16 protein-coding genes are annotated in these 20,673 nt (G+C 43.8%); 12 read left to right on the top strand and 4 right to left on the bottom strand.

Going from position 1 to position 20,673, the window contains the following annotated elements; genetic code table 11:
- Positions 1–101: 101 nt before the first annotated feature.
- Positions 102–1,262 (bottom strand): FtsW/RodA/SpoVE family cell cycle protein, encoded by a 1,161-nt coding sequence (locus tag ABWT76_RS07120; protein ID WP_054469531.1) that lies wholly within the window; start codon positions 1,260–1,262, stop codon positions 102–104.
- Between the two features lie 105 nt (positions 1,263–1,367).
- Between ABWT76_RS07120 and ABWT76_RS07115 the strand changes: the two genes are divergently transcribed.
- Positions 1,368–2,426 (top strand): tetratricopeptide repeat protein, encoded by a 1,059-nt coding sequence (locus tag ABWT76_RS07115; RefSeq protein WP_054469521.1) that lies wholly within the window; start codon positions 1,368–1,370, stop codon positions 2,424–2,426.
- 181 nt (positions 2,427–2,607) lie between these two features.
- Here the strand turns inward: ABWT76_RS07115 and ABWT76_RS07110 are convergent, their stop codons facing one another.
- Together ABWT76_RS07110 and moeB are read right to left on the bottom strand one after the other, a co-directional pair.
- Positions 2,608–2,811 carry a hypothetical protein gene (locus tag ABWT76_RS07110; RefSeq protein WP_054469522.1) on the bottom strand — a complete coding sequence of 68 codons (204 nt, stop codon included), beginning with the start codon at positions 2,809–2,811 and terminating at the stop codon, positions 2,608–2,610.
- 505 nt (positions 2,812–3,316) lie between these two features.
- Positions 3,317–4,489, bottom strand: coding sequence for a molybdopterin-synthase adenylyltransferase MoeB (gene moeB / locus ABWT76_RS07105; protein ID WP_054469524.1), 1,173 nt, complete (start codon positions 4,487–4,489; stop codon positions 3,317–3,319).
- Between the two features lie 512 nt (positions 4,490–5,001).
- On the opposite strand from moeB, the gene ABWT76_RS07100 reads away from it, so the two are divergent.
- The 6 genes from ABWT76_RS07100 (at position 5,002) to ABWT76_RS07075 (ending at position 11,243) form a co-directional block, all read left to right on the top strand.
- Complete coding sequence (locus ABWT76_RS07100; protein ID WP_054469525.1) at positions 5,002–5,367, top strand: ferredoxin thioredoxin reductase catalytic beta subunit; 366 nt, start codon at positions 5,002–5,004, stop codon at positions 5,365–5,367.
- 161 nt (positions 5,368–5,528) lie between these two features.
- A complete protein-coding gene (locus ABWT76_RS07095) occupies positions 5,529–5,954 on the top strand; it encodes a DUF309 domain-containing protein (protein WP_054469526.1) in 426 nt (141 codons plus the stop codon).
- 354 nt (positions 5,955–6,308) lie between these two features.
- Complete coding sequence (locus tag ABWT76_RS07090) at positions 6,309–6,779, top strand: LptA/OstA family protein (RefSeq protein WP_054469527.1); 471 nt, start codon at positions 6,309–6,311, stop codon at positions 6,777–6,779.
- Positions 6,780–6,886: 107 nt separating this feature from the next.
- Positions 6,887–7,615 carry an LPS export ABC transporter ATP-binding protein gene (gene lptB / locus ABWT76_RS07085; protein WP_054469528.1) on the top strand — a complete coding sequence of 243 codons (729 nt, stop codon included), beginning with the start codon at positions 6,887–6,889 and terminating at the stop codon, positions 7,613–7,615.
- 130 nt (positions 7,616–7,745) lie between these two features.
- Positions 7,746–8,924: an LptF/LptG family permease gene (locus tag ABWT76_RS07080; RefSeq protein WP_231636931.1), complete on the top strand. Its 1,179-nt coding sequence runs from the start codon at positions 7,746–7,748 to the stop codon at positions 8,922–8,924.
- A 726-nt stretch (positions 8,925–9,650) separates the two neighbouring features.
- Entirely contained in the window at positions 9,651–11,243 is a 1,593-nt protein-coding gene (locus tag ABWT76_RS07075) for a hypothetical protein (RefSeq protein ID WP_054469849.1), read from the top strand.
- 203 nt (positions 11,244–11,446) lie between these two features.
- Here the strand turns inward: ABWT76_RS07075 and ABWT76_RS07070 are convergent, their stop codons facing one another.
- Positions 11,447–12,874 carry an NADP-dependent isocitrate dehydrogenase gene (locus tag ABWT76_RS07070; RefSeq protein ID WP_054469848.1) on the bottom strand — a complete coding sequence of 476 codons (1,428 nt, stop codon included), beginning with the start codon at positions 12,872–12,874 and terminating at the stop codon, positions 11,447–11,449.
- Positions 12,875–13,661: 787 nt separating this feature from the next.
- Between ABWT76_RS07070 and ABWT76_RS07065 the strand changes: the two genes are divergently transcribed.
- From ABWT76_RS07065 to ABWT76_RS07045, 5 genes are all read left to right on the top strand, one after another.
- The gene (locus ABWT76_RS07065) at positions 13,662–14,432 is read left to right on the top strand and encodes a response regulator transcription factor (protein ID WP_054469847.1); all 771 of its coding nucleotides are present in this window, start codon (positions 13,662–13,664) and stop codon (positions 14,430–14,432) included.
- A gap of 390 nt (positions 14,433–14,822) precedes the next feature.
- Positions 14,823–15,317 carry an adenylyltransferase/cytidyltransferase family protein gene (locus ABWT76_RS07060; protein WP_054469846.1) on the top strand — a complete coding sequence of 165 codons (495 nt, stop codon included), beginning with the start codon at positions 14,823–14,825 and terminating at the stop codon, positions 15,315–15,317.
- A gap of 200 nt (positions 15,318–15,517) precedes the next feature.
- Complete coding sequence (locus ABWT76_RS07055) at positions 15,518–16,237, top strand: GUN4 domain-containing protein (protein WP_054469845.1); 720 nt, start codon at positions 15,518–15,520, stop codon at positions 16,235–16,237.
- A 349-nt stretch (positions 16,238–16,586) separates the two neighbouring features.
- On the top strand, positions 16,587–18,170 hold the full coding sequence (locus ABWT76_RS07050; protein WP_054469844.1) for a GAF domain-containing sensor histidine kinase: 1,584 nt from the start codon (positions 16,587–16,589) through the stop codon (positions 18,168–18,170).
- A gap of 393 nt (positions 18,171–18,563) precedes the next feature.
- A complete protein-coding gene (locus tag ABWT76_RS07045) occupies positions 18,564–19,952 on the top strand; it encodes an IctB family putative bicarbonate transporter (protein ID WP_054469851.1) in 1,389 nt (462 codons plus the stop codon).
- The last annotated feature ends 721 nt before the right edge of the window (positions 19,953–20,673 follow it).

Genomic DNA, 20,673 nt, shown 5'->3' with positions numbered 1-20,673 from the left:
TTTGGAAGTAATGAAAAAAGCCGAGGATCATCAGTGATCCTCGGCTTTTGGTATCGCCACTGGCTCTACTTGGGGCCTCCTTTTTTGCTGACCGGAAAAGGTTAAAGCACGCGATCGCCCATGGGGATGACTTGAGCGCTACTACTTTCACGGGCTACCCGAATTAACAACCCGGCAATCATTAAACTAGCAATCATGGAACTGCCACCATAACTAAAGAGAGGTAACGGTAATCCCGTGGTGGGCAGGGCGCCGGTAGCCACGCCAATATTCAGTAAAGATTGCCCCACCATCACAACCGTAGAGCCAATAGCAATTAACTGATAGACCAAAGTCGGGGCAGAAAGGGCGACCCATAATCCCAAGGTGGCATAACTAGCTAACATTAAAAACATCACCAGAGAACCCACAAATCCGAATTCTTCGGCAAAAACGGCGAAAATAAAATCGGTAAATTGAATCGGCAAATAGAGCAGTTTTTGTTGGGACATACCAAAGCCATTGCCCCAAATGCCACCCGAACCGACCGCCAGTAAACTTTGAATCAGTTGGTAGCCATCGCCAAACCAATCGTTCCAAGGATTGAGAAACGACATCACCCGCCGTCGTTGGTATTCTTTAAACGTAATACTTAAGAGGGCGAGGCAGATGCCACTCAGGGCAGTTCCGCCTAAATATTTGTAGGGTAAACCAGCGGCTAAGGCGATTAACCAGATGCTCATACCACAGAGGGCAGTGGTGCTCAGGTTGGGCTGGAGCAAAATTCCCAATAAAATAGCGGAGAAAATGCCCAGCCATCGCAGGCGATCTGGCCAAGATAAACGGTCCCAACGGCCAAAAACTAGGGCACTTTGCAGGACTAAAAATGGTTTAATCAGTTCTGAGGGCTGAATCGGCACTGGGCCAATGGAAAGCCAGCGGGTTGCGCCATTGACGGTCGTCCCCAAGCCGGGAACTAAGGTTAAGACGATCGCGCCGAGGAGCAAAAAAATTGCCCAATTGGAGACTCCCAGCAGATAACGCAGTGGAGAATAGACCACTAAATTAAAGCCGACCAAACCGACCATTACCCAGATCAGTTGTCTTTTTAAATAGTAAAATCCATCGCCAAACTCATCATTGGCTGTGGGATAGGAGGCAGAAAATAACACCGCCAAGCCGATGAATAGCCACAAAAAAGTTAACCAGCGTAATAATCGTGCTGATAATGCCCAGTCTGGTACGGAGGGATCGAAAATCGGAATAAGAAGACGGAGATCCAAAATAACTCTCTCCACCAAAATTCTCTCCAATTTTAATATACGATTGGCGGAATCAGCAGGATACAGACGCCTAGAAACTATCGTAAAATATGAGGTAAAACGCAAATGCTGAGGCAAATTTGGCAATGGCTGGTTAAGCAATTTCGCCGGTTTTTCGGCAGATCCCAGAAGTCGCCCATTGTTGAAGCGCCACCCCCACGGGAAGTTAAACCCCTCAGCGATCCAGAGTATGAACATTTTTTTATGCAGTTACTCGAAGGGGTCAATGGCGATTGGCAGGACGCCGAGGTGACGCGGTTTTTTCAAGTTTTGAGCGATCGCGCTACTAAACAGCAATGGTTGGACTGGTTGAGACGTTTTGCCCAGCGACTAGAGTCCGCCACCAATGCCAACCATGAACTTGGTCGGAGACTGCGGCGCTTGGGGGAATTGGGCAAAGGAGAAATTTATCAAGCAGCCCAACAACTAGGCGATCGCCTCCTAGAAATGGATCCGGTGGCGGGAACTGGGCTGCCGAAACCGCATGATGTGGAGGGTTGGTTTGCTTATGGCAAAGAAAAAATGGATCAAGAGAAAAACTCAGAAGCCCTGGCTGCTTATGACCAGGTAATTAAACTCGATCCTAACCATTATCGGGCTTGGATTAATCGGGGAAATATTCTGACTAATTTAGGGCAGTTGGAAAAGGCGATCGCCTCTTACGATCGAGCCCTAGAAATTAAACCAGATGCAGAACTAGCTTGGAGTAATCGGGGCGATGCTTTCTATGATTTAGAACGTTATGAAGAGGCGATCGCTTCTTGGGATAAAGCCCTAGAAATTGACCCCAATGATGGCGAAACTTGGTATAATAAAGCATTAGCTTTAGCGGTTAATCTAGGCCGGTTAGAAGAGTCTTTATTCTGCTGGGAAAAATCTTTAGCATTGAATCAGACAGATCCGCTTTCTTGGTGTAATTATGGCATCGCTTTAGCGGGATTAAATCGATGGGAGGAGGCGATCGGCTGTTGGGACAAAGCCACAGAATTAAACCCAGATTTACGAGAAGCTTGGATTAATAAAGGTAAAGCATTAGAAAAATTGGGCCGATACACCGAAGCCATTGAAGCCAATAATCGTGCGATCGCCATTGGCTCTGGTAATTTCGGTAATTTCTCCCCATAAATCCAGCGCCATTTTAACAACCATTAAACTTAGCAGCCATGAAAAATTTTAGAGGGTGGGGAGATAATCCCCACCCTCTTTATAATGATTTCAGTTTCTTTCAATCCAGTCATTTAACCCAATATTCTTGATTTGCTGAGAATTACAGCATAATGAGTACATCAGAGGCGATCGCGGTGAACTACTCGCGGAAACTTTCCAGGGAAGACAACAAATCATTCAGACCGGCAAATTTATCTAACCGTTCTGTATCGTCGTGTTCAAAACTGTGGGCATAACGACTGCAAAAACCATCCGCTAATGGAGCGCTAGTTTTTTTCATGCCAAGGCGATCGACTTTTGGGCTAGATTTACTGCGGGAAAATTGACTAAAGCCTCGTAACATAATAACTTTCTCCTACTTACTTTTGGCAATAATATTCTCTATACTTAAACAATAGAGTAATTCACTCCTATAATCATTGTAACTTGCTTTCGGCTACCCAGGCAATCAGGATATTTTTGAGATGGCTGAAGCGAACTTAAATAAAAAAATAGAAATTTTTTCCGCCACCCCTGGGACAAAAAATTGAGCGATCCACTGAAAAAATTTAACAATTTATTAATCTTGACTTCATTATCCCCCCAATCTCTGACCAAAGTCATCCGCAATATTACTGATTTTTATGGCCGATATATGGGAAATAAATTAAATATTATTGATAAAAATTCGTTTCTATACCATAAATTAGCTATTTTGTCAATCACTCATTGTGCCTAATAATTTTTGCTGCATCTTGCGGGTGAAACTCACCACAAAGACACAGAGGACACAAAGATAAATTTTCTTTGGTGTCCTCTGTGTCTGTTCTTTTTGGGGTTGTAGTAATTAACGGCTTAATTAAGCTTAATTAATATTGTGGGACAGAGGGGTCAACTTCTTGACTCCAAGCATTAATCCCACCTTTGACATTAATTCCATCAATTCCGGCTTGTTTCAGAATGCCCAAAGCCTTGGCCGATCGCCCACCCATCTTGCAGTGAGCAATCAACCGATGACCATTGGCTAATTCTTTAACCTTTTCCACCCCGGCGCCATTTTCAATCTCCGGTAATGGCACCAACACCGAACCGGGAATCTTGCCAATTTCATATTCATTGGGGTTGCGGACATCAATCAGCACAAAATCATCAGCACCACTATCAATAAGCTGCTTAAGCTCGACAACGGTCATTTCGGGAATATCCATTTTTTGTTGATCCTCCTGGGCTTTGGCTTGAGGAATGCCACAGAATTGTTCGTAGTCAATCAGTTTAGAAATCACGGGACGTTCTGGATTGGGTCGCAGTTTCAATTCCCGGAACTTCATTTCCAGTGCATTAAATAATAGTAGGCGACCACTGAGGGTATTTCCCTGGCGAAGAATAATTTTTACGGTTTCCGTCGCCTGAATTACGCCAATAATTCCCGGCAAAATCCCTAAAACACCGCCTTCCGCACAAGAAGGCACCATTCCCGGCGGTGGGGGTTCGGGATAGAGGTCTCGGTAGTTGGGGCCTTCTTGGTAATTAAACACCGTGGCTTGTCCTTCAAACCGGAAAATAGAACCGTAAACATTAGGTTTATTCAGTAAGACGCAAGCATCGTTAACCAGGTATCGGGTAGGGAAATTATCCGTGCCATCAACTACTATGTCATAGGGAGAAATCAATTCCAGAGCATTCTGAGAACTGATGCGGGTATTGTATAGATCGACTTGGCAAAATGGGTTAATTTCGTGAATCCGATGTTTGGCGGAAGAAATCTTTGGTTTGCCCACCCAGGAAGTGCCGTGAATGACTTGCCGTTGCAGGTTGGAATGATCGACCACATCAAAATCGACAATCCCCAATCGGCCAATGCCCGCTGCGGCTAAATATAGCAATAGGGGAGAACCGAGACCACCAGTGCCAATACACAAGACACTGGCGGCTTTGAGGCGTTTTTGTCCGGCAACGCCGACTTCCGGCAAAATCAGGTGACGGGAGTAACGTTCGTAGTCGTCTTTAGTTAACTGGATTTCATCCAGATTGGGATTAAGCATAGCTAAGGGAATGCAGGTACTCGCGAGAAATTATAGAGAACATTAATTCAGACCGAAGAACAGTTGTATTGGGCTTTCGGGATGCCAACAATTTTCTGTAGACCAGACTGCAATTAACCATTTTTCCACAGAGAGTGGATTTACCTAATCATAAACTACAAGATTATTCGGGATAAGTTTGTTGCCGGGGGTGACGAATTATTTGCATCTGTTCAGGTTTAAGCTTGAAGACCATCAGCGAATATTACTTCAAAGCGTCAGGATAAGCCATCCCGGCGGTCGGAGGTGCCAGAGTCCTCAGAGCGGGGTGACTAATCGCGAAATCCACCCTAAATCCTATAGGCGATCGCTATTTTTACCTACTCACCCTTAATTATTTGTCAAGCGGGATCTGTGACAAGTGTCCAAGGGATCGGCTGGACAAATCAGAGAATTGCGACATTAATATTCACAAATTATGGGATAAATTTGCGCTAAAATATAAACATCACAAGATTTTCAAGGCAGATGGCATGAACCCAACAGATAGTAAAAAGCTCTCCACCGAAAAAAACCTAGAGGCAATGAAAAAGTTTGCTGAACAGTATGCCCAACGCACCGGAACTTACTTTTGTGTTGATCTTTCCGTGACAGCGGTGGTAATTGAAGGACTGGCGAAACATAAGGATGAATTGGGTTCACCGCTTTGTCCTTGTCGTCATTACGAAGATAAAGCAGCGGAAGTAAAAGCGACTTTTTGGAACTGTCCTTGTGTGCCTATGCGCGAGCGCAAAGAATGCCACTGTATGCTTTTCCTGACCCCCGACAATGATTTTGCTGGGGCGACCCAAGAAATATCAATGGCAGAATTAGAAGCAGTCAGAAATAGTATTGCTTAATTGTTTTTATGAAAATACCGGCTTTTTTGCCGGTGTTTTTTTACTCTAAAATCTAGCTTTCTGTGATGAAAGTATTAAATCGTTGATAGCGCAAAAGAGATAATTTGCCAATCCCCATAAAGAAATCACCATAAGTCAATTAAGCGGCAGAGCAAAAATCAATGTCAAATTCAATACCCCCAGAGTTTTGGCAAGCAGTCGAACAATTTAATCAGCAGGATTTCTATGCTTGTCACGATACTTTAGAAAGTTTATGGATGGAAGCATCAGAACCAGACAAAAAATTTTATCAAGGAATTCTGCAAATTGCTGTTGCTTTATATCATTTGAGCAATCATAACTGGAAAGGGGCGGCAATTCTGTTAGGAGAAGGGATGAGCCGTTTAAGAAGTTATCAACCTACTTATTTTGAGATTAATGTAGCGGAAATACTCCAAATAAGTAGCCAAATCTTGCAGAAGCTTCAAGAAGTAGGCCCGGAAAATGTAGTCAAATTAACCGATCAATTGTTTGGCAATATGCCTGAGAATTCAATGCCGGATAACCCAGGGTTATCTTTGCCCAAAATTAGTCAAATCAACCGTTGACTAATTCAACTGCGATCGCCTAATTGAGTTTTAAAATGCCAGTTATTGGGGAGCCTCTCAGATTAGTCAATGTCTACGAATGCTTAATTGTTCTGAAATCCTCAGATCCTAAGAACCTCTAAGAACCTAAGAAGCTATTCGATGGCAAAACACCAGGGGAAATCACCGATTCAGGCAATAGGAAACTTATAGAAATCCCATCAAGTCAGTATGCCTAAAGCCAATCCCCACAACACCACGGGGAAATTATTCCGGAGGAAGTGTTGCTAGGATTGGCTAAACTATCAATAGCGGCCTAGTGTCACCCCTGGCCGTGGTTAAATTAATTGTTAACCGTGTGAACCATTACCAGCCATGATGCATTCTGTGAGAAAATCTTCATTTTTAGTTCAGTGTGGATTGGGATTAATTCTGCCGATCGCCCTAGCTGGGGCGATCGCCACTCCCACTTATACTCAAATCGCCAACGCGAACCAAGCGGCGAACGCACAATCTTTAAGTGTTCGTTCAGACATTCAAGAGGCGGATGCGAAAACCGGAATAGTCACCGCTCGTGGTAACGTGCAAATTAACTATCCCGCCCGACAAATGCAAGGGACTGCTGCTCAAGCTCAGTATTTTAGTCGCGAACGTCGGATTGTTTTGACGGGAAATGCCTATATTCTGCAACAAGGGAATAGTTTACGAGCCGAAACCATTACTTATTTAATTGATGAGGGGAGATTTATTGCGGTTCCAGAAAAAAACCAGCAAGTAGAATCTATTTATTTGATTCCTGACCCAAACGCATCGAATCAATCATCGGCGCCGAATATTCCTCGCTAGTAAAAAATGATTAAAATGATTAATCTGAGGTCAAATGTCGGTAAAATTACCCTCGTGATTTTTACGGAATCGTTGACCAATTCAGCCATTCAGGAAAAATCATCAACGTGAACATCCATCTGGAAAACATCTATAAAATCTATGGTAAGCGGGTAGTCGTCAAGCGCGTGAACCTAACCTTAGATCAAGGAGAGATTGTCGGATTACTCGGCCCAAATGGATCGGGAAAAACGACCACTTTTTACATTGCAACTGGGTTAGAAAAACCAAATCAAGGCCATGTTTGGCTGAATGAGTTAGAAATTACCCAATTATCCATCGATCAAAGAGCCAATTTAGGGATTGCTTATCTCGCTCAAGAGGCGAGTATTTTTCGCCACCTGACTACACGACAAAATATTCTTTTAGTCCTAGAGCAAAGCAAGATTCCTAAACATGAATGGAGCGATCGCCTACATCAACTGCTCCGTGAATTCCGCCTAGAAAAAGTATCATCAACTTTAGGAATTCAACTCTCAGGAGGTGAACGACGGCGAGCCGAATTGGCGAGAGCTTTAGGGATGGGGGTCACCGGGCCAAAATTTCTTTTGTTAGATGAACCCTTTGCGGGAGTCGATCCAATTGCCGTATCAGAAATTCAGCTTATGATTGCTAAATTGCGTCAGAAAAATATCGGCATCTTAATCACGGATCACAATGTCCGTGAGACTTTGGCGATTACTGACCGGGCTTACATTATGAGAGATGGAGAAATCATCGCTTCGGGAACCCCTGAAGAACTTTATAATAATCCTTTGGTTCGACAATATTATTTAGGAGAGCAATTTAAACTTTAATCTTAGACTTTAATAAATGTATAATATATAGGTATAGGTATAGGTATAGGTGTGTAACATCTAGATTTCTGGGTTTAGATTAAACCTTTAATCGGTTCATGCCAATCATATGCTGCTGAATAAAAAAAATATGACATCTTTTAGTCGTGTGAATACGTCTATAAATCTGCTCGGGTTTCCTTTAAAGCTGACGATGATGGATCGATATATCATCCGAGAACTTATCGGTCCATTTCTGTTTGGAATTGGCGCGTTTTGTTCCGTAGGAGTATCCGTTGACACTTTATTTGAACTGATTCGCCAGGTGACAGAGAAAGGTCTGGCATGGGAAATCGCCATCGAAGTTTTTTTGTTGAAACTTCCAGAATTTTTAGTGTTAGCCTTTCCCATGTCAATGTTGCTGGCAACTTTAATGGCTTACAGTCGATTGTCGGCGGATAGCGAGTTAGTAGCCTTACGCAGTTGTGGGGTAAGTGTTTATCGGTTAGTCTTCCCGGCTATGATGGTGAGTTTATTGGTGACTGCCATGACCTTTGCCTTTAACGAGGCGATCGTTCCCGTAGCCAACTACCAAGCTTCAACTACCTTAGAAAGAGCCTTGAAACGAGAAAAACTACCGTTTCAAGACCGTAATATTATCCACACAGAATTTGAAAGAGTTACCCAAGCCGACGGCCAAAGAGTCAACGTGATGAAACGCTTGTTCTATGCCGAACAGTTTGATGGGAAAGATATGAAAAAATTAACGATTTTGGACAGATCCGAGCAAGGTCTGACGCAAATCGTTTCCGCTGAATTAGCCCAATGGAATTTTTCCCAAAATAGCTGGGATTTTTTCAATGGCACCATTTATTTAATTGCCCCCGATGGTTCCTATCGCAATATTATTCGCTTCGATCGCCAACAACTCCAACTCCCTCGCACTCCTTTAGATTTAGCCCAAAGAGGTCGAGATTATGGAGAAATGAATATTGCTCAAGCAAAAGAACGCTTGGCAATTCTGCGTCAGGGTGCAGATGAGGATGAAATTCGCAAAATGGAGGTACGGATTCAACAAAAATATGCCTTACCTTTTGTTTGTGTCGTTTTTGCTTTGGTCGGTTCAACTCTCGGTATCCGCCCCAGACGGGTCAGCAAAGCCACCAGCTTTGGCATTAGTATCTTGATTGTGTTTGGATATTATTTATTAGCATTTTTAACCAATGCTTTGGGACAAATTCAAATTTTATCTCCGGTTTTGGCCGCTTGGTTGCCCAGTGGAATTGGTTTGACCATTGGCGGAGTTTTGTTAGTCCGGGCTTCTCGTTAACTTCTCCCCAGTCACAGGTTAAATCTGGGTCAACGGAGATATAGCAGTTCTCGGATTTATAAAATACAGAGATGTGAGTGGATTCCCGCCCCCCGCGCGGGGGCAGGCTTCGCGGGAATGACAAGTTTAACGATGTACCTCATAGATTAAAGAACTGCTATATTTAGCTTTGATTTAGCTTTGATTTAGCTTTGATTTAGCTTTGATTTAGCTTTGATTTAGCTTTGATTGACTTCCACTGTGTTCTCACAGGGGGTCAGTCTTTATCCCGGCTTTGGTGTGTTGCTACGTCTAAAGACAGATCAACGGCTAAGATATAAGTAGAATATAAGTAGAATATAATATAAGTAGAAGTCTATAAGTAGGCTTCCGTATAAGGAGTATGGCAAGGCGTGAGGATGCCGCCTGAGAAATCACTCAGAGAAATCACCCAAATAAATCACCCAAATAAATCACCCAGAGAAATCACCCAGAGAAATCATCCAGAGAAATTTTGGAGAAATTTTGGAGAAATTTTGCGGGTTGCGGGTTGCGGGTTGCGGGTTGACAAGAAAAGGTGTTTTTTTGCAGAATCCTCAACAGCCAAGCCTCAACGGAGAATCAATCAAGAAGTCTAGATATTGTCCGAGTGATGAGCAGGCGATCGCAGCGTCGATTTCCTCTCAGCACATATTGACTCATAATTATTCAGACTTTAGAAAACTGTGATGAATTTAGGACGTTGTTATGTCATCGGAAAATCAGCTACCTGTTTATCTGCGTAATCTCAGAGCCAAACTACGCCCTTTGCGGCAACCGCTGGTTTGGGGATCGATCGGATTTTTGGGTTTGTTTACTATGTTTAGTTGGGAATTCTGGCTTAACTCCACGGAATTTTTCACCGACGGAGAATTTAGTCTAGGATCGTTGGCGGATCCGGGGGAAACAGAAAGTCAAGACCAGGCCCAGGAAGCGATCGCCGCTGATATTGATAGCTCATCAGTCCTCAAAGAAGATATGAAGCTATTGGAAACTCCCCCGCCAATTTTGCCCGACGTTGGCGGATTGCCCTCGCAAAAACCCAAAAAGACCGACAATCTTAAACCGTCGAGATCAACGCCGATTCCCCCAACTGAACCCTCAGCCAATCCGCCAACGAATCAAAATGTTCAGGGATTGTCTAATATTTTCCTAAGTGGCAACCCTAATACTTTGCCAGTCAATGAATTTTTGAAAGCGAATGATCCAGGCAACGGGATCGGTGGCATGAATCCTCAGGGGATGAATTTATCGTTAGGAAACAGTGACAGAAATGGCAACACAATCAGTCCTAATGCTACTGAAGTAGGGACTGGAAATTTGGGCATGGCCATGAGTCCATTGCAAGAAGCGATTATCCGCAGATCGACCAGCAATAGTAGATCAAACCCAAGTGATCTCCAGGCTCCACCGACTTCCACTCAGGCTCAAGGCAGCCGTAATAATCCTCCTGGATCTGCTTCTGGGCTTTTAGTCTCTCCCGTACCAGTGGATACAAATCAGAACACAGGGTCGAGCATATCCACGTCCAGCATATCCAATCCCACAAATCAACTTTCACTCTTAGCTCAAACAAATCAAACAAATCTTTTAAACTTTTCTGGGATTGCCAACACTACCCCTGGGATATTTCCAACTTCTGCCCAACCTGGTCTCAGAGATTCGGTCAACCCAAGCGCTGAATTATTAATGCCTCTATCACCGGCATCAAGTCGGGGAGTCAAGGGCTCTCAAAGAGGTTATAACTCTTATAACCAGCCACTCCAAAGCAATTCTGCCGATGCCAACAGTGCCGATTCCTACAACTCTTATCAATATCTCTTAGAGTCTAGTCCAAGCAATCCGACTACAGGTGGGATGAACTCTGGGGGATTAGTCAATCCCAGAAGCGTACCCGCTTCAAGAAATGCGATTCCCTTTCCGGATCCGCTGCGCGGAATCGCCCCACAGACTTATCCACAGACTTATCCACAGACTTACAATCAACTCAATTTGCCCCCGAATCAATCCCAGCAAAGCACTGCCAACGGTCAAAATTTAGGGATTATGACCCAACCTTCTGTTCCCACAAGCACTCAGCCATTGGCACAGCCAACTCCGACTCTGCGTTCAGTCCCCATCCCGCAGGGTTTACCAACAACAATCCCCAATGCCAACGGGCTGACAGGTTCCTCCCTTAATCCCACCCAGTCAGCGGCTCCCACTCAACCGCAACAACCTACATCCCCGTTTTCGGTGCCTCGTCCAATTCCGGGGCGCTATATCGGCGGTGGAGAGATTAACACTTTCTCCAATCCTTGATAGTGTTGCTAGGTCATTTCCTGGATAGTCATTTCCTGGATAGTCATTTCCTGGATAGTCATTGCTGATTCATTCACAGGATATCGTGGCGATCGCATCCCCAAAAAGCGAAAAACCCCCTTTTACTTTTTGAGTCAAAGGGGGTTTCTTAAAATAGATATCGATGATATTTTCCCGTCGAGAATTAATCTCTCAATGGGAAATTAATCGTTAAAGTGAGCAATAATTGCATCAGCAAATTCAGAACATTTTAGCGGGGGTTCTACCGGAGGTTCCATTAACCGAGCCAAATCGTAGGTTACTTCTCGGTTGGAAATCGCGGCACCCAGACCTTTTTTAATCAGATCAGCCGCTTCCTGCCAACCCATATATTCCAACATCATCACCCCGGACAAAATCAAAGATCCTGGGTTCACCCGGTCAAGACCAGCGTGTTTCGGTGCGGTGCCGTGGGTGGCTTCAAAAATGGCGCATTCATCGCCAATATTCGCACCTGGCCCCATTCCCAGACCACCGACCACGGCGGCAGCGGCATCAGATAGATAATCTCCATTCAGGTTCATCGTCGCCAGAATTGAATACTCTGACGGTCGAGTTTGAATCTGTTGGAAAATACTATCGGCAATCCGGTCATTGACCATGACTTTTTCTTTCCATTGGCCATTTCCGTGGGTATCCCAAATCGCCTTAAGAACATCTTCGACTTCTTGGCGAACTTCTGCTTGCTTTTCACTGGTCAGGTTGTCATAACCGGGATCAATTTTGCGAGCATTGTCCTCTAAGGTAATCTCTGGGTGCCGCTCTTTGTTGCTGAGAATCCAGGATTCTCTTTCGGTGACACAACAGGAGCGAAACTCCGTGGTAGCTAATTCATAGCCCCAATCACGAAAAGCACCTTCGGTGTATTTCATAATGTTGCCTTTATGAACCAAGGTCACCATTTGCTTTTCTTTCGGCAGACGCAAAGCGTGTTGAATCGCTCGACGAATCAGCCGTTGTGAGCCAGTTTTACTAATCGGTTTGATGCCGATACCAGAGTCTAAGCGGATTTGTTTCTTGCCGTGTTCTGGGGTGGCGGGAATTAACTCTTGATTGAGAATTTGAATCAATTTGTCAGCAATTTCGCTGCCTTGGCGCCACTCAATTCCTAGATAGATATCTTCGGTATTTTCCCGATAGATGATCACATCCAGTTTTTCTGGATTTTTGTGGGGAGATGGCGTGCCACTATAGTATTTACAGGGACGAACACAAGCGTATAGGTCGTTAATTTGCCGTAACGCGACATTCAGAGAACGGATGCCGCCCCCAATTGGGGTGGTCAGAGGGCCTTTGATGGCCACACCATATTCTCTAATGGCCTGGAGGGTATCTTCCGGTAAATACTGGTAAGTTCCATAAGCTTCACAAGCTTCATCTCCGGCATAAACCTTAAACCAGCTAATTTTTCGCTGGCCTTTGTAAGCGGTTTGAACGGCTGCATCGATGACTTTTTGTGAAGCTGGCCATAGGTCAACCCCTGTGCCATCTCCGCGAATAAATGGAATGATGGGGTTGTCGGGGACAATGGGTTGCCCATCTTTAAAGGTGACGCGATCGCCAGTGGTGGGGGGAGTGATTTTCTCGTACATACTGCCCGTTGAGTCTAGTTAAAACTAGACAATCCTTCTTTGGTAGACTACATCATGCAATGCTTTCAGGTTTTGTTTCTTAAGCATTTTTCCTGAATTTTGCCCCTAAAATCTCGAAATTTTGACAATTTCGCGCTCTTTGGTTCAGCCATTTGTAGGGGCAAAGCATCTTAAGTAACAATCTTGAAGATTCTCCAATCAAATTTCAGCGAGGTAATTTCGATGCCGTAGACGCGAAGCGGCATCCGGTCGGGTAGGCTATATGCTTTGCCCTTACTATGTTTCTGGTCAACCCACTCTTCCTTTGTATGATTTCTTGTTCGCACACTTCTCCAGATCGACTTATTCTCATTTGCGTTCTATTTTTCCGTCGATCTATCGCGATCGCGGCTGGGTTTGCCTAACGCCTAGAACTCTCAATAAACTTGTTTTCACTTTCGACTTAGGATGACAAATTCCCTAAACCGGGGAAGCCTTGAGATTCCTTGAGAAAATTTAGTCATATTTTGTCTCAAAATTGATTGGATCTACTTATGATTAAGTTTTCTTGATCGAGGTTATTAGATAATTTGAAGAAAATATCTTAAATAAATCTCAAATATTAAGATTTTATAACATTTGCTAATTTTTGCTTTTTAGAAAAATTGATTGTATTATAGGAGCCGGAGCGTTTTTTGAAGAAAATCATCTATGATTAAATCTCAAAAAGATGAGAAACAAATTTTGTAAAAAATGCTCTTGAATAATATATTGAGATTATCTCAATGAAACCGGGAGCCAAAATGAAATGAAAAAAATTTTAATTGTGGATGACGATCGCACTATGCGAATTACTTTACGAAGACACCTAGAAAATCAAGGGTATATCGTTGCTGATGCCAAATCTGGGGTAGAAGCGTTAAAATCGTTAGAGGCGGAAATGCCAGATTTGATTGTATCGGATGTGATGATGCCAGACATGGATGGATTTGAATTTTGCCGACGACTACGCACGACGCCATCAGGTCAATTAATCCCTTTTATATTTTTAAGTTCTTTGGGAGAGCTTGATGACCGCATAGAAGGCCATGAAATTGGTGGCGATGATTATTTAATTAAACCCTTTGAACCCAGAGAATTAGTAGCAAAAATTGAAGCGCAATTAGAGCGGAGTCGCCGGATTTATTCGGAAATTATTCGATTAATGCAGCATATGGCGGGAGGATATAAAAATGTGAGTTCACCCTCTGTAATTTCCCTTTCAGAGAAGATGACCCATCCCCTCAATAATCGGCTTGATAATCAGTCCAATTTAACTCCCAAAGAATACCCAGTCACCTCATCGATATCGGAGACTTCCCCAGACCGTTTGCCCTTGACCCCGGCGGAAGCCAGAGTTTTTTGGGAAGTGATTCAAGGCTGTACAAATAAAGAAATTGCCGAACGTTTATTTATCAGTCCTCGGACTGTACAAACTCATTTGCGTCATATTTTAAGCAAATTAGATTTGGAAAATCGTGGTCAATTAATTCGGTTTGCTTTTGAACATGGATACGAGTCCGCTCCTGATGCTGAATAACTTAGCAATATCAAATGCTGGGTTTCCCTGATTTCGGTAGTTATCAGTTATCAGTTATCAGTTATCAGTTATCAGTTATCAGTTATCAGTTATCAGTTATCAGTTATCAGTTATCAGTTATCAGTTATCAGTTATCAGTTATCAGTTATCAGTTATCAGTTATCAGTTATCAGTTATCAGTTATCAGTTATCAGTTATCAGTTATCAGTTACATTGATAGCTAATAGCAGATTAAATGATAGCTATTAAGCGATAGCAAATGTTTGCTTGCTGTGAATAAGGCATCACCTTTTGAACACTCACGAATCCTGCAAACGGTCAACGGTCAACCATCAAGCGTCAACCATCAACCATCAAGCTTCAACCATCAACCATCAACCCTTAAGCGTTATGATTTCTGGTCTTTATACTTTGGATGAATTAACTCAGGCGATCGCCTCTGAACCGGATCGGTGGCGTCCTCTAGTGTTTAGCAATGGGTGTTTTGATTTACTCCATGTGGGTCATGTGCGCTATTTACAAACCGCCAAAGCTTTGGGGCGATCGCTCGTTATTGGTTTAAATAGTGACCAGTCCGTACAAACAATCAAGCCATCCACCGCCGGAAAACCCTCGCGACCAATTGTGCCAGAATTACAAAGGGCTGAGGTACTCTGTAGCCTCAAAGCGGTTGATGCCGTGGTGATCTTTAATCAACCCACCGCTACCACCCTGATTTCATCTCTGCAACCGGATATTTATGTCAAAGGAGGTGACTACACCCTGGAAACTCTGCCGGAAGCCCCAGTGGTTCAGGCTTATGGGGGTCAGATTGAACTGGTGAAAGTGGAAATCAACTCATCCACCACCGGGATCATTAATCGGATTTTACAAGCACAGAAATAATCAGCAGGTCTAAGATAATGAGACAATAGGAACATCTGAGGTTTCAACCTCATATCCAGTGGCACCGATTGCTTAATGCTTCCAGGTTCATCCCCCGCCTAAGCGCGCTTCGCGCAGGCTCCGCGCCTTCGCGGGGGCAGGGCCTACTGGGTTTACTTGTACCTCTGAAAATAGCAACTGTCGATCCTCAAAAAGCCTTCATGACTGACTCAACAACTTCTGCCATACCGGATGCTGCTTTGGATTTTGCCGAACTGGCTTCCAACTTAAGAACGAATAATCAAAAAAATCAGATCAAGGTGATTTCTCATCTGGCCAAAGCTGGTGGGGATGGTCTGAGAGTGTTGCAAGAATTTTTGTTAGAACGCCGCTCAACCACCCCGAACTTCGTCGATGGGAAAGTTTACCAAGTTCTTTATACATCGGCAGACCCGGTATCCGCTGAATTTTTGCGTTCCACATTTCCCCACGGTCTGCTCCCAACTCCGAGCGATCGCCAGATCGACTACAGTCTGTTACAAAAGCTGCTGGCCGCTGCGGATTTCCAATCCGCTGACAAAATCACCATTCAATTACTTTGTGAATTGGCAGGTCCTGCTGCCGTCCAGAGAAAGTGGTTATATTTTACTGAAGTTGATACGTTTCCCGAAACGGATTTACAAACCATTAATACTCTGTGGCAGTTGTACTCCGAAGATAAGTTTGGATTTTCTGTCCAACGAGAAATTTGGCTGGGTGTCGGGAAAATGTGGGATAAGATGTGGCCAAAAATCGGCTGGAAAAATGGCAATAATTGGACAAGATATCCCCAAGAGTTTACTTGGGATTTGACAGCCCCTAGAGGTCATTTACCTCTTTCCAATCAGTTACGCGGGGTTAGAGTGATGGAAAAACTCCTTTCTCATCCAGCATGGAAGTAGTCACCCAATCCCAGAGATTCGGCACCCAAAGATTAAGCTTTGACCTGCGATCGCGCTTCGGCGTTGCGGATGCAATCTCGCTCGTTGTTCGGCAAATTTTTTTTTGCAGCGCAAATTGCAGATATCTAAAGGCTTAGATTTGGTGCCGATCATCTAGCCAAATCTGCCAGAACCAAACCCACGGCAAAAATCCCACGGCAAAAATCCCACGGCAAAAATCCTCAAGATCTTAGCGGCAAGAGATTTGTCCTCGGCGGTTCTGCCGTTCACTAGAAACATTATGGCCAATCGCCATTGAATAGATTTATTGAATAGATTTCATTGTTGTCTATGGCAACCTTAAACTCTTATGGTAGTACCAGACAATCAAGAATTTGCTTATTTTGATAATTCTGCCAGCCCATCCCCAGAAGAATCTGGATTGCTGTTTGCAGACCGGGGTCTCTTGGATCGACACAGCTTGTTTATCTTGCAAAAGGCGACTCAAGCGAGTGCAGAATTTTTAGATATCCCTTTATGTATTGTTGGGGGAGTGCAAAAAGATCGGCGCTTGAGACAGCTTGCTGTAAATTTTGCTGACGTTAACTTTGAAGAGATCGAATTGTTGCAAGACTTGGCGAATAAGTTACCAAAAATTTCTCTGCAAGAGGCTTTTTGGCAACAGGTTTTAGCCAGTCAAATTGTGGTGACAATTCGAGATACTTTGAAGCAAGACCAGTGGGCGAAGTCGATGGCGGTTCAAAATTACGGAATTCGGGCTTATGCCGGAGTGCCTTTGCTGTCCTCCAAAGGGGATTGCTTGGGAGTTTTGATGGGCATGGATCTGTCTCCCCGTCAATTTACGGCTAAAGAAATTCAGTTTTTGGAGTTGACCGCTCGCTGGATTATGAGCGAGTTAGAACGGAGCAAATTGGCGCGAACGCGCAGGAGCCTTGCGGATGCAATATCGCCTGACACAACTCACACTCCAGTTAGCTCTTTTTTGCCTGACTCATTGCCAGATATATCCGTAGATGATGATACTTCCCCAGCCAGTAATGATGAAAAATTTGGGCTGAAGAATATTTCTGACTTGGTTTTGGAGAAACTCATCGGTAGCATGACGCAAGAAATGCGGAATCCCTTAACTTCGGTGACAGGAATGGCCAAAGTTTTAAATCAAGAAGTTTATGGACATTTAAACGACAAACAGAAAGAATATCTCCAGATTATTTATGACAGTGGTCGCTACTTGGTATCGTTGCTGGATGAGTTAGTGTCTCTGCGGAACTTACATGACCAAACCCCGGATCTTGATCTGGCGGCTGTGGATATTGAAATGCTTTGTCAACAAGTCCTTAATCACTTGGAATTGGAAGCTTCTCGACGCGGCCAAGAATTTCGTCTGTCTGTGGAACCGGGCGATCGCCTAGTTCTCATAGATAAGTCTAAAGTCTACCAAATTCTCTATCAGATGTTGGCCAGGGTAATTTCTGTGGCGCATCCGGGAGGAGTCGTGCGGCTTCATGTTTCCCGCAAATCTGATATTTTAAAGATGATTATTTGGGTTTCTCATCCCTGGTTAGGAGATGGTTTCAATCCAATAGAAATGCAGGATATGGAGTCTGAGGAAATGCCCTTGAACCCAGCTAATGATGAGTCAGAATCTCTGAAGCCAGAAAAAACCCTGGAAGCTCTTTTTTCTACTAGGCAACCGGCATCAAATATGCTGCAATTCTTTCAAAAGTTAATCTCTGAATTCAAGGCATTATATGATTCAGACTGTCAAACCGCAAATCCAAATGACCTATGCTGCGTTAAGCTTTCCCGGCAAGATTTAGGGTTTTTACTCAGTTGGGAGTTAACCAGGCAGCATCAAGGACATATTGTTTTAGAAGGTTCCCCTAGTTCCGGTTATCGATATTTACTTGAGTTCCCCCTACGGATTAACTAAGGTGAAATTATCAGGGAAGATTGGGCTAATTTTGAGTGAGTAGAACATCTAGATTTTGGCGTTACAAAAAAGGAGAAAATCCGTGAAATATTCATTTTTGTTTGGATTTATGAAAATTTATGATCCTAGTTATTATTAGAGATAATTTTTTCTGATCGTGCCAATTTAATAGGAAGATTGAGTATATCAAATTATAATATGCCATTTTTCATAAGAAATATGAATATGATATGATTGGTCATAAAAAAATCATGATTAAAATGGTATATTATAAGATTAAATCTCAATAAATTAAGATATATTTAATATTCAGTTTTAAATTGAATAATAGATTGATATAACCGGCAAAGAATGCTAAAAATAGGATTTAAATCAAAAATAAGTATGCAATCGATGAATTCACTTTGGCAACAAGTAACCCTGTCAAATTTGCCCATCTACCGATGGCAAAAAGGAAGCTATTTATCTCGTTTATTTGTGGGTTCTTTGGGTCGTTGGCGCTCCAGCAGTTGGTTGATGCAATGGTCAGAAGCAATTGGTGCGTTGTTATGTGCTTTGATTTTTGGTCTGTCGCCTTTTGTTTCCACGGCTTTGATTGGAGTGTTATTGTTGGCCGGGGCTGGTTATTGGCTGCTGCTGACTGTCGCCGATGAGGGTGAAATGGTTTTTACCCCGATTCATTTGTTGGTGTTACTTTATTGGGCTATTGCCACAGTCTCGACCGCAATGTCGCCGGTGAAAACCGCCGCATTTAGTGGCTGGGTTAAGTTGACCCTTTATTTGATGATGTTTGCACTGCTGGCAAGAGTGTTGCGATCGCCCCGGATTCGTTCACTCCTAATCGGTCTTTATCTGCATACTTCTCTGATTGTGAGTGTGTATGGGATGCGACAGTGGTTTTTTGGCGCCCCGCCTCTGGCGACTTGGACCGATCCCACCTCTTCTATGGCCGGTGTGACGCGAGTTTATAGCTATTTGGAAAATCCCAATCTCTTGGCTGCTTATGTGATCCCGGCAGCGATCTTCGGCGTGGCAGCGATCTTTGTTTGGTCTGGACTGCTGCCGAAGTTGCTGGCGGTGACGATGACTGTGGTGAATTCATTCTGTTTGCTGTTCACCTGGAGTCGGGGGGGATGGATTGGTTTGGTGGTCGCCAGTTTTGTTTTATTGTTGATGTTGGTTTATTGGTGGAGTCCCAAGTTACCCCCCGCCGGTCGGAAATGGGCGCTGCCTGGGGTCTTCGGCGGCACCGTCACGGTGCTGCTTTTGGCTTTTCTGTTTGTGGAACCGTTGCGCGATCGCATCGCCAGTATGTTTGCCGGTCGTTCTGATAGCAGCAATAATTTCCGGATCAATGTTTGGCAGTCGGTAATCGAGATGATTCGCGATCGCCCGTTGTTAGGCATTGGACCGGGCAATAATGCGTTTAACAAAATTTATCCCCTTTATATGCGCCCCAGGTTTAGTGCTTTGAGTGCTTATTCTATCTGGTTAGAAACCGCAGTGGAAACGGGCATCATTGGCTTAATGACTTTTATCTGGCTGCTGGTCGTCACCTTAAATCAAGGCTTCCAGCAACTACAACAACTGCGAAATCAAGCCAATCTTCAGGGCTATTGGCTGATGGGGGCGATCGCGATTATCGTCGGTATGCTGGCTCATGGTGTCGTTGATACGGTTTGGTATCGACCCCAAATTAATACCCTTTGGTGGCTGGTGATGGCGATCGTGGCCAGCTACTATCCCGATCCTCGTCAGGCATCGAATCAGGTTGTTTCCTAAAGAGATTCCGTTGAGGGGTGATCGATCCCACCCCCCAACTCCACTGATTTTGTTAAAATTTATGACGCTGGCCATCAAGCCAGGGAATGTAAATTAGGGAATGTAAATTTGCGAATTTATCCATGTCAACCTTTTCCCCTTAAAAATTTTTTGATCTATTTTGTCAGATAGAGCCAATTTAGACTAAGTAAAAACCCTTAAAAATAGCCCAATCAATGAATATGAATGAATATGAATTAATATGAATAAATATCAAGGCGTGGAGCGCTTCATCCCTCAAGCCCACCCACCGGCGAAGGCAAGCAAAATCAGTGCCGACGGCCTTTTCCCGATCCATCCGGACTGATAATTTTTACCCAGGCTTAAGGAGCGGAGCCTCCTTGATCCCTTCTGGTTATTGGGGAGTCAAGAACCCGGACTGATTCAACCTGATTTTTTAGCTTATGCTTCCCGGCGATGTTCCAAATCAATTCAGTACAGTCTCCGGTAAATTACACGACGATCTCTCGTCAAACAGACTGGAATCAGGGGACAGAGAATAATCTCTAACGAGAAAATAAATCGGCAGATTAAGGATTCAGATCCTCTGGGTTCGCCCACGGCGAATCATCAACGGTCAGCACGGTCAAAATCCGTTTGATCAAATTTTCCTAAAAAAATCGGATTCCTGTGCAAGCTCTAAAACACGCTCTAAAAATTTAATCAGAAAATTTTGAGCTTT

The organism is Planktothricoides raciborskii GIHE-MW2 (genome assembly GCF_040564635.1).
GTDB classification, from domain to species: Bacteria; Cyanobacteriota; Cyanobacteriia; order Cyanobacteriales; family Laspinemataceae; genus Planktothricoides; species Planktothricoides raciborskii.
Note: the sequence above shows the minus strand (reverse complement) of the source record. Positions and strands in the feature narration are given on the sequence as shown.

What these genes read in the sequence shown, in the direction of transcription:
- ABWT76_RS07065 (WP_054469847.1), top strand. Translation starts at nt 13,662, where the DNA reads ATGAAAAAAATTTTAATTGTGGATGACGATCGCACTATGCGAATTACT.
- ABWT76_RS07095 (WP_054469526.1), top strand. Translation starts at nt 5,529, where the DNA reads ATGTCAAATTCAATACCCCCAGAGTTTTGGCAAGCAGTCGAACAATTT.
- ABWT76_RS07115 (WP_054469521.1), top strand. Translation starts at nt 1,368, where the DNA reads ATGCTGAGGCAAATTTGGCAATGGCTGGTTAAGCAATTTCGCCGGTTT.
- ABWT76_RS07055 (WP_054469845.1), top strand. Translation starts at nt 15,518, where the DNA reads ATGACTGACTCAACAACTTCTGCCATACCGGATGCTGCTTTGGATTTT.
- ABWT76_RS07045 (WP_054469851.1), top strand. Translation starts at nt 18,564, where the DNA reads ATGAATTCACTTTGGCAACAAGTAACCCTGTCAAATTTGCCCATCTAC.
- ABWT76_RS07090 (WP_054469527.1), top strand. Translation starts at nt 6,309, where the DNA reads ATGATGCATTCTGTGAGAAAATCTTCATTTTTAGTTCAGTGTGGATTG.
- ABWT76_RS07110 (WP_054469522.1), bottom strand. Translation starts at nt 2,811, where the DNA reads ATGTTACGAGGCTTTAGTCAATTTTCCCGCAGTAAATCTAGCCCAAAA.
- ABWT76_RS07100 (WP_054469525.1), top strand. Translation starts at nt 5,002, where the DNA reads ATGAACCCAACAGATAGTAAAAAGCTCTCCACCGAAAAAAACCTAGAG.
- ABWT76_RS07070 (WP_054469848.1), bottom strand. Translation starts at nt 12,874, where the DNA reads ATGTACGAGAAAATCACTCCCCCCACCACTGGCGATCGCGTCACCTTT.
- ABWT76_RS07080 (WP_231636931.1), top strand. Translation starts at nt 7,746, where the DNA reads ATGACATCTTTTAGTCGTGTGAATACGTCTATAAATCTGCTCGGGTTT.
- ABWT76_RS07075 (WP_054469849.1), top strand. Translation starts at nt 9,651, where the DNA reads ATGTCATCGGAAAATCAGCTACCTGTTTATCTGCGTAATCTCAGAGCC.
- ABWT76_RS07050 (WP_054469844.1), top strand. Translation starts at nt 16,587, where the DNA reads ATGGTAGTACCAGACAATCAAGAATTTGCTTATTTTGATAATTCTGCC.
- ABWT76_RS07060 (WP_054469846.1), top strand. Translation starts at nt 14,823, where the DNA reads ATGATTTCTGGTCTTTATACTTTGGATGAATTAACTCAGGCGATCGCC.
- moeB (WP_054469524.1), bottom strand. Translation starts at nt 4,489, where the DNA reads ATGCTTAATCCCAATCTGGATGAAATCCAGTTAACTAAAGACGACTAC.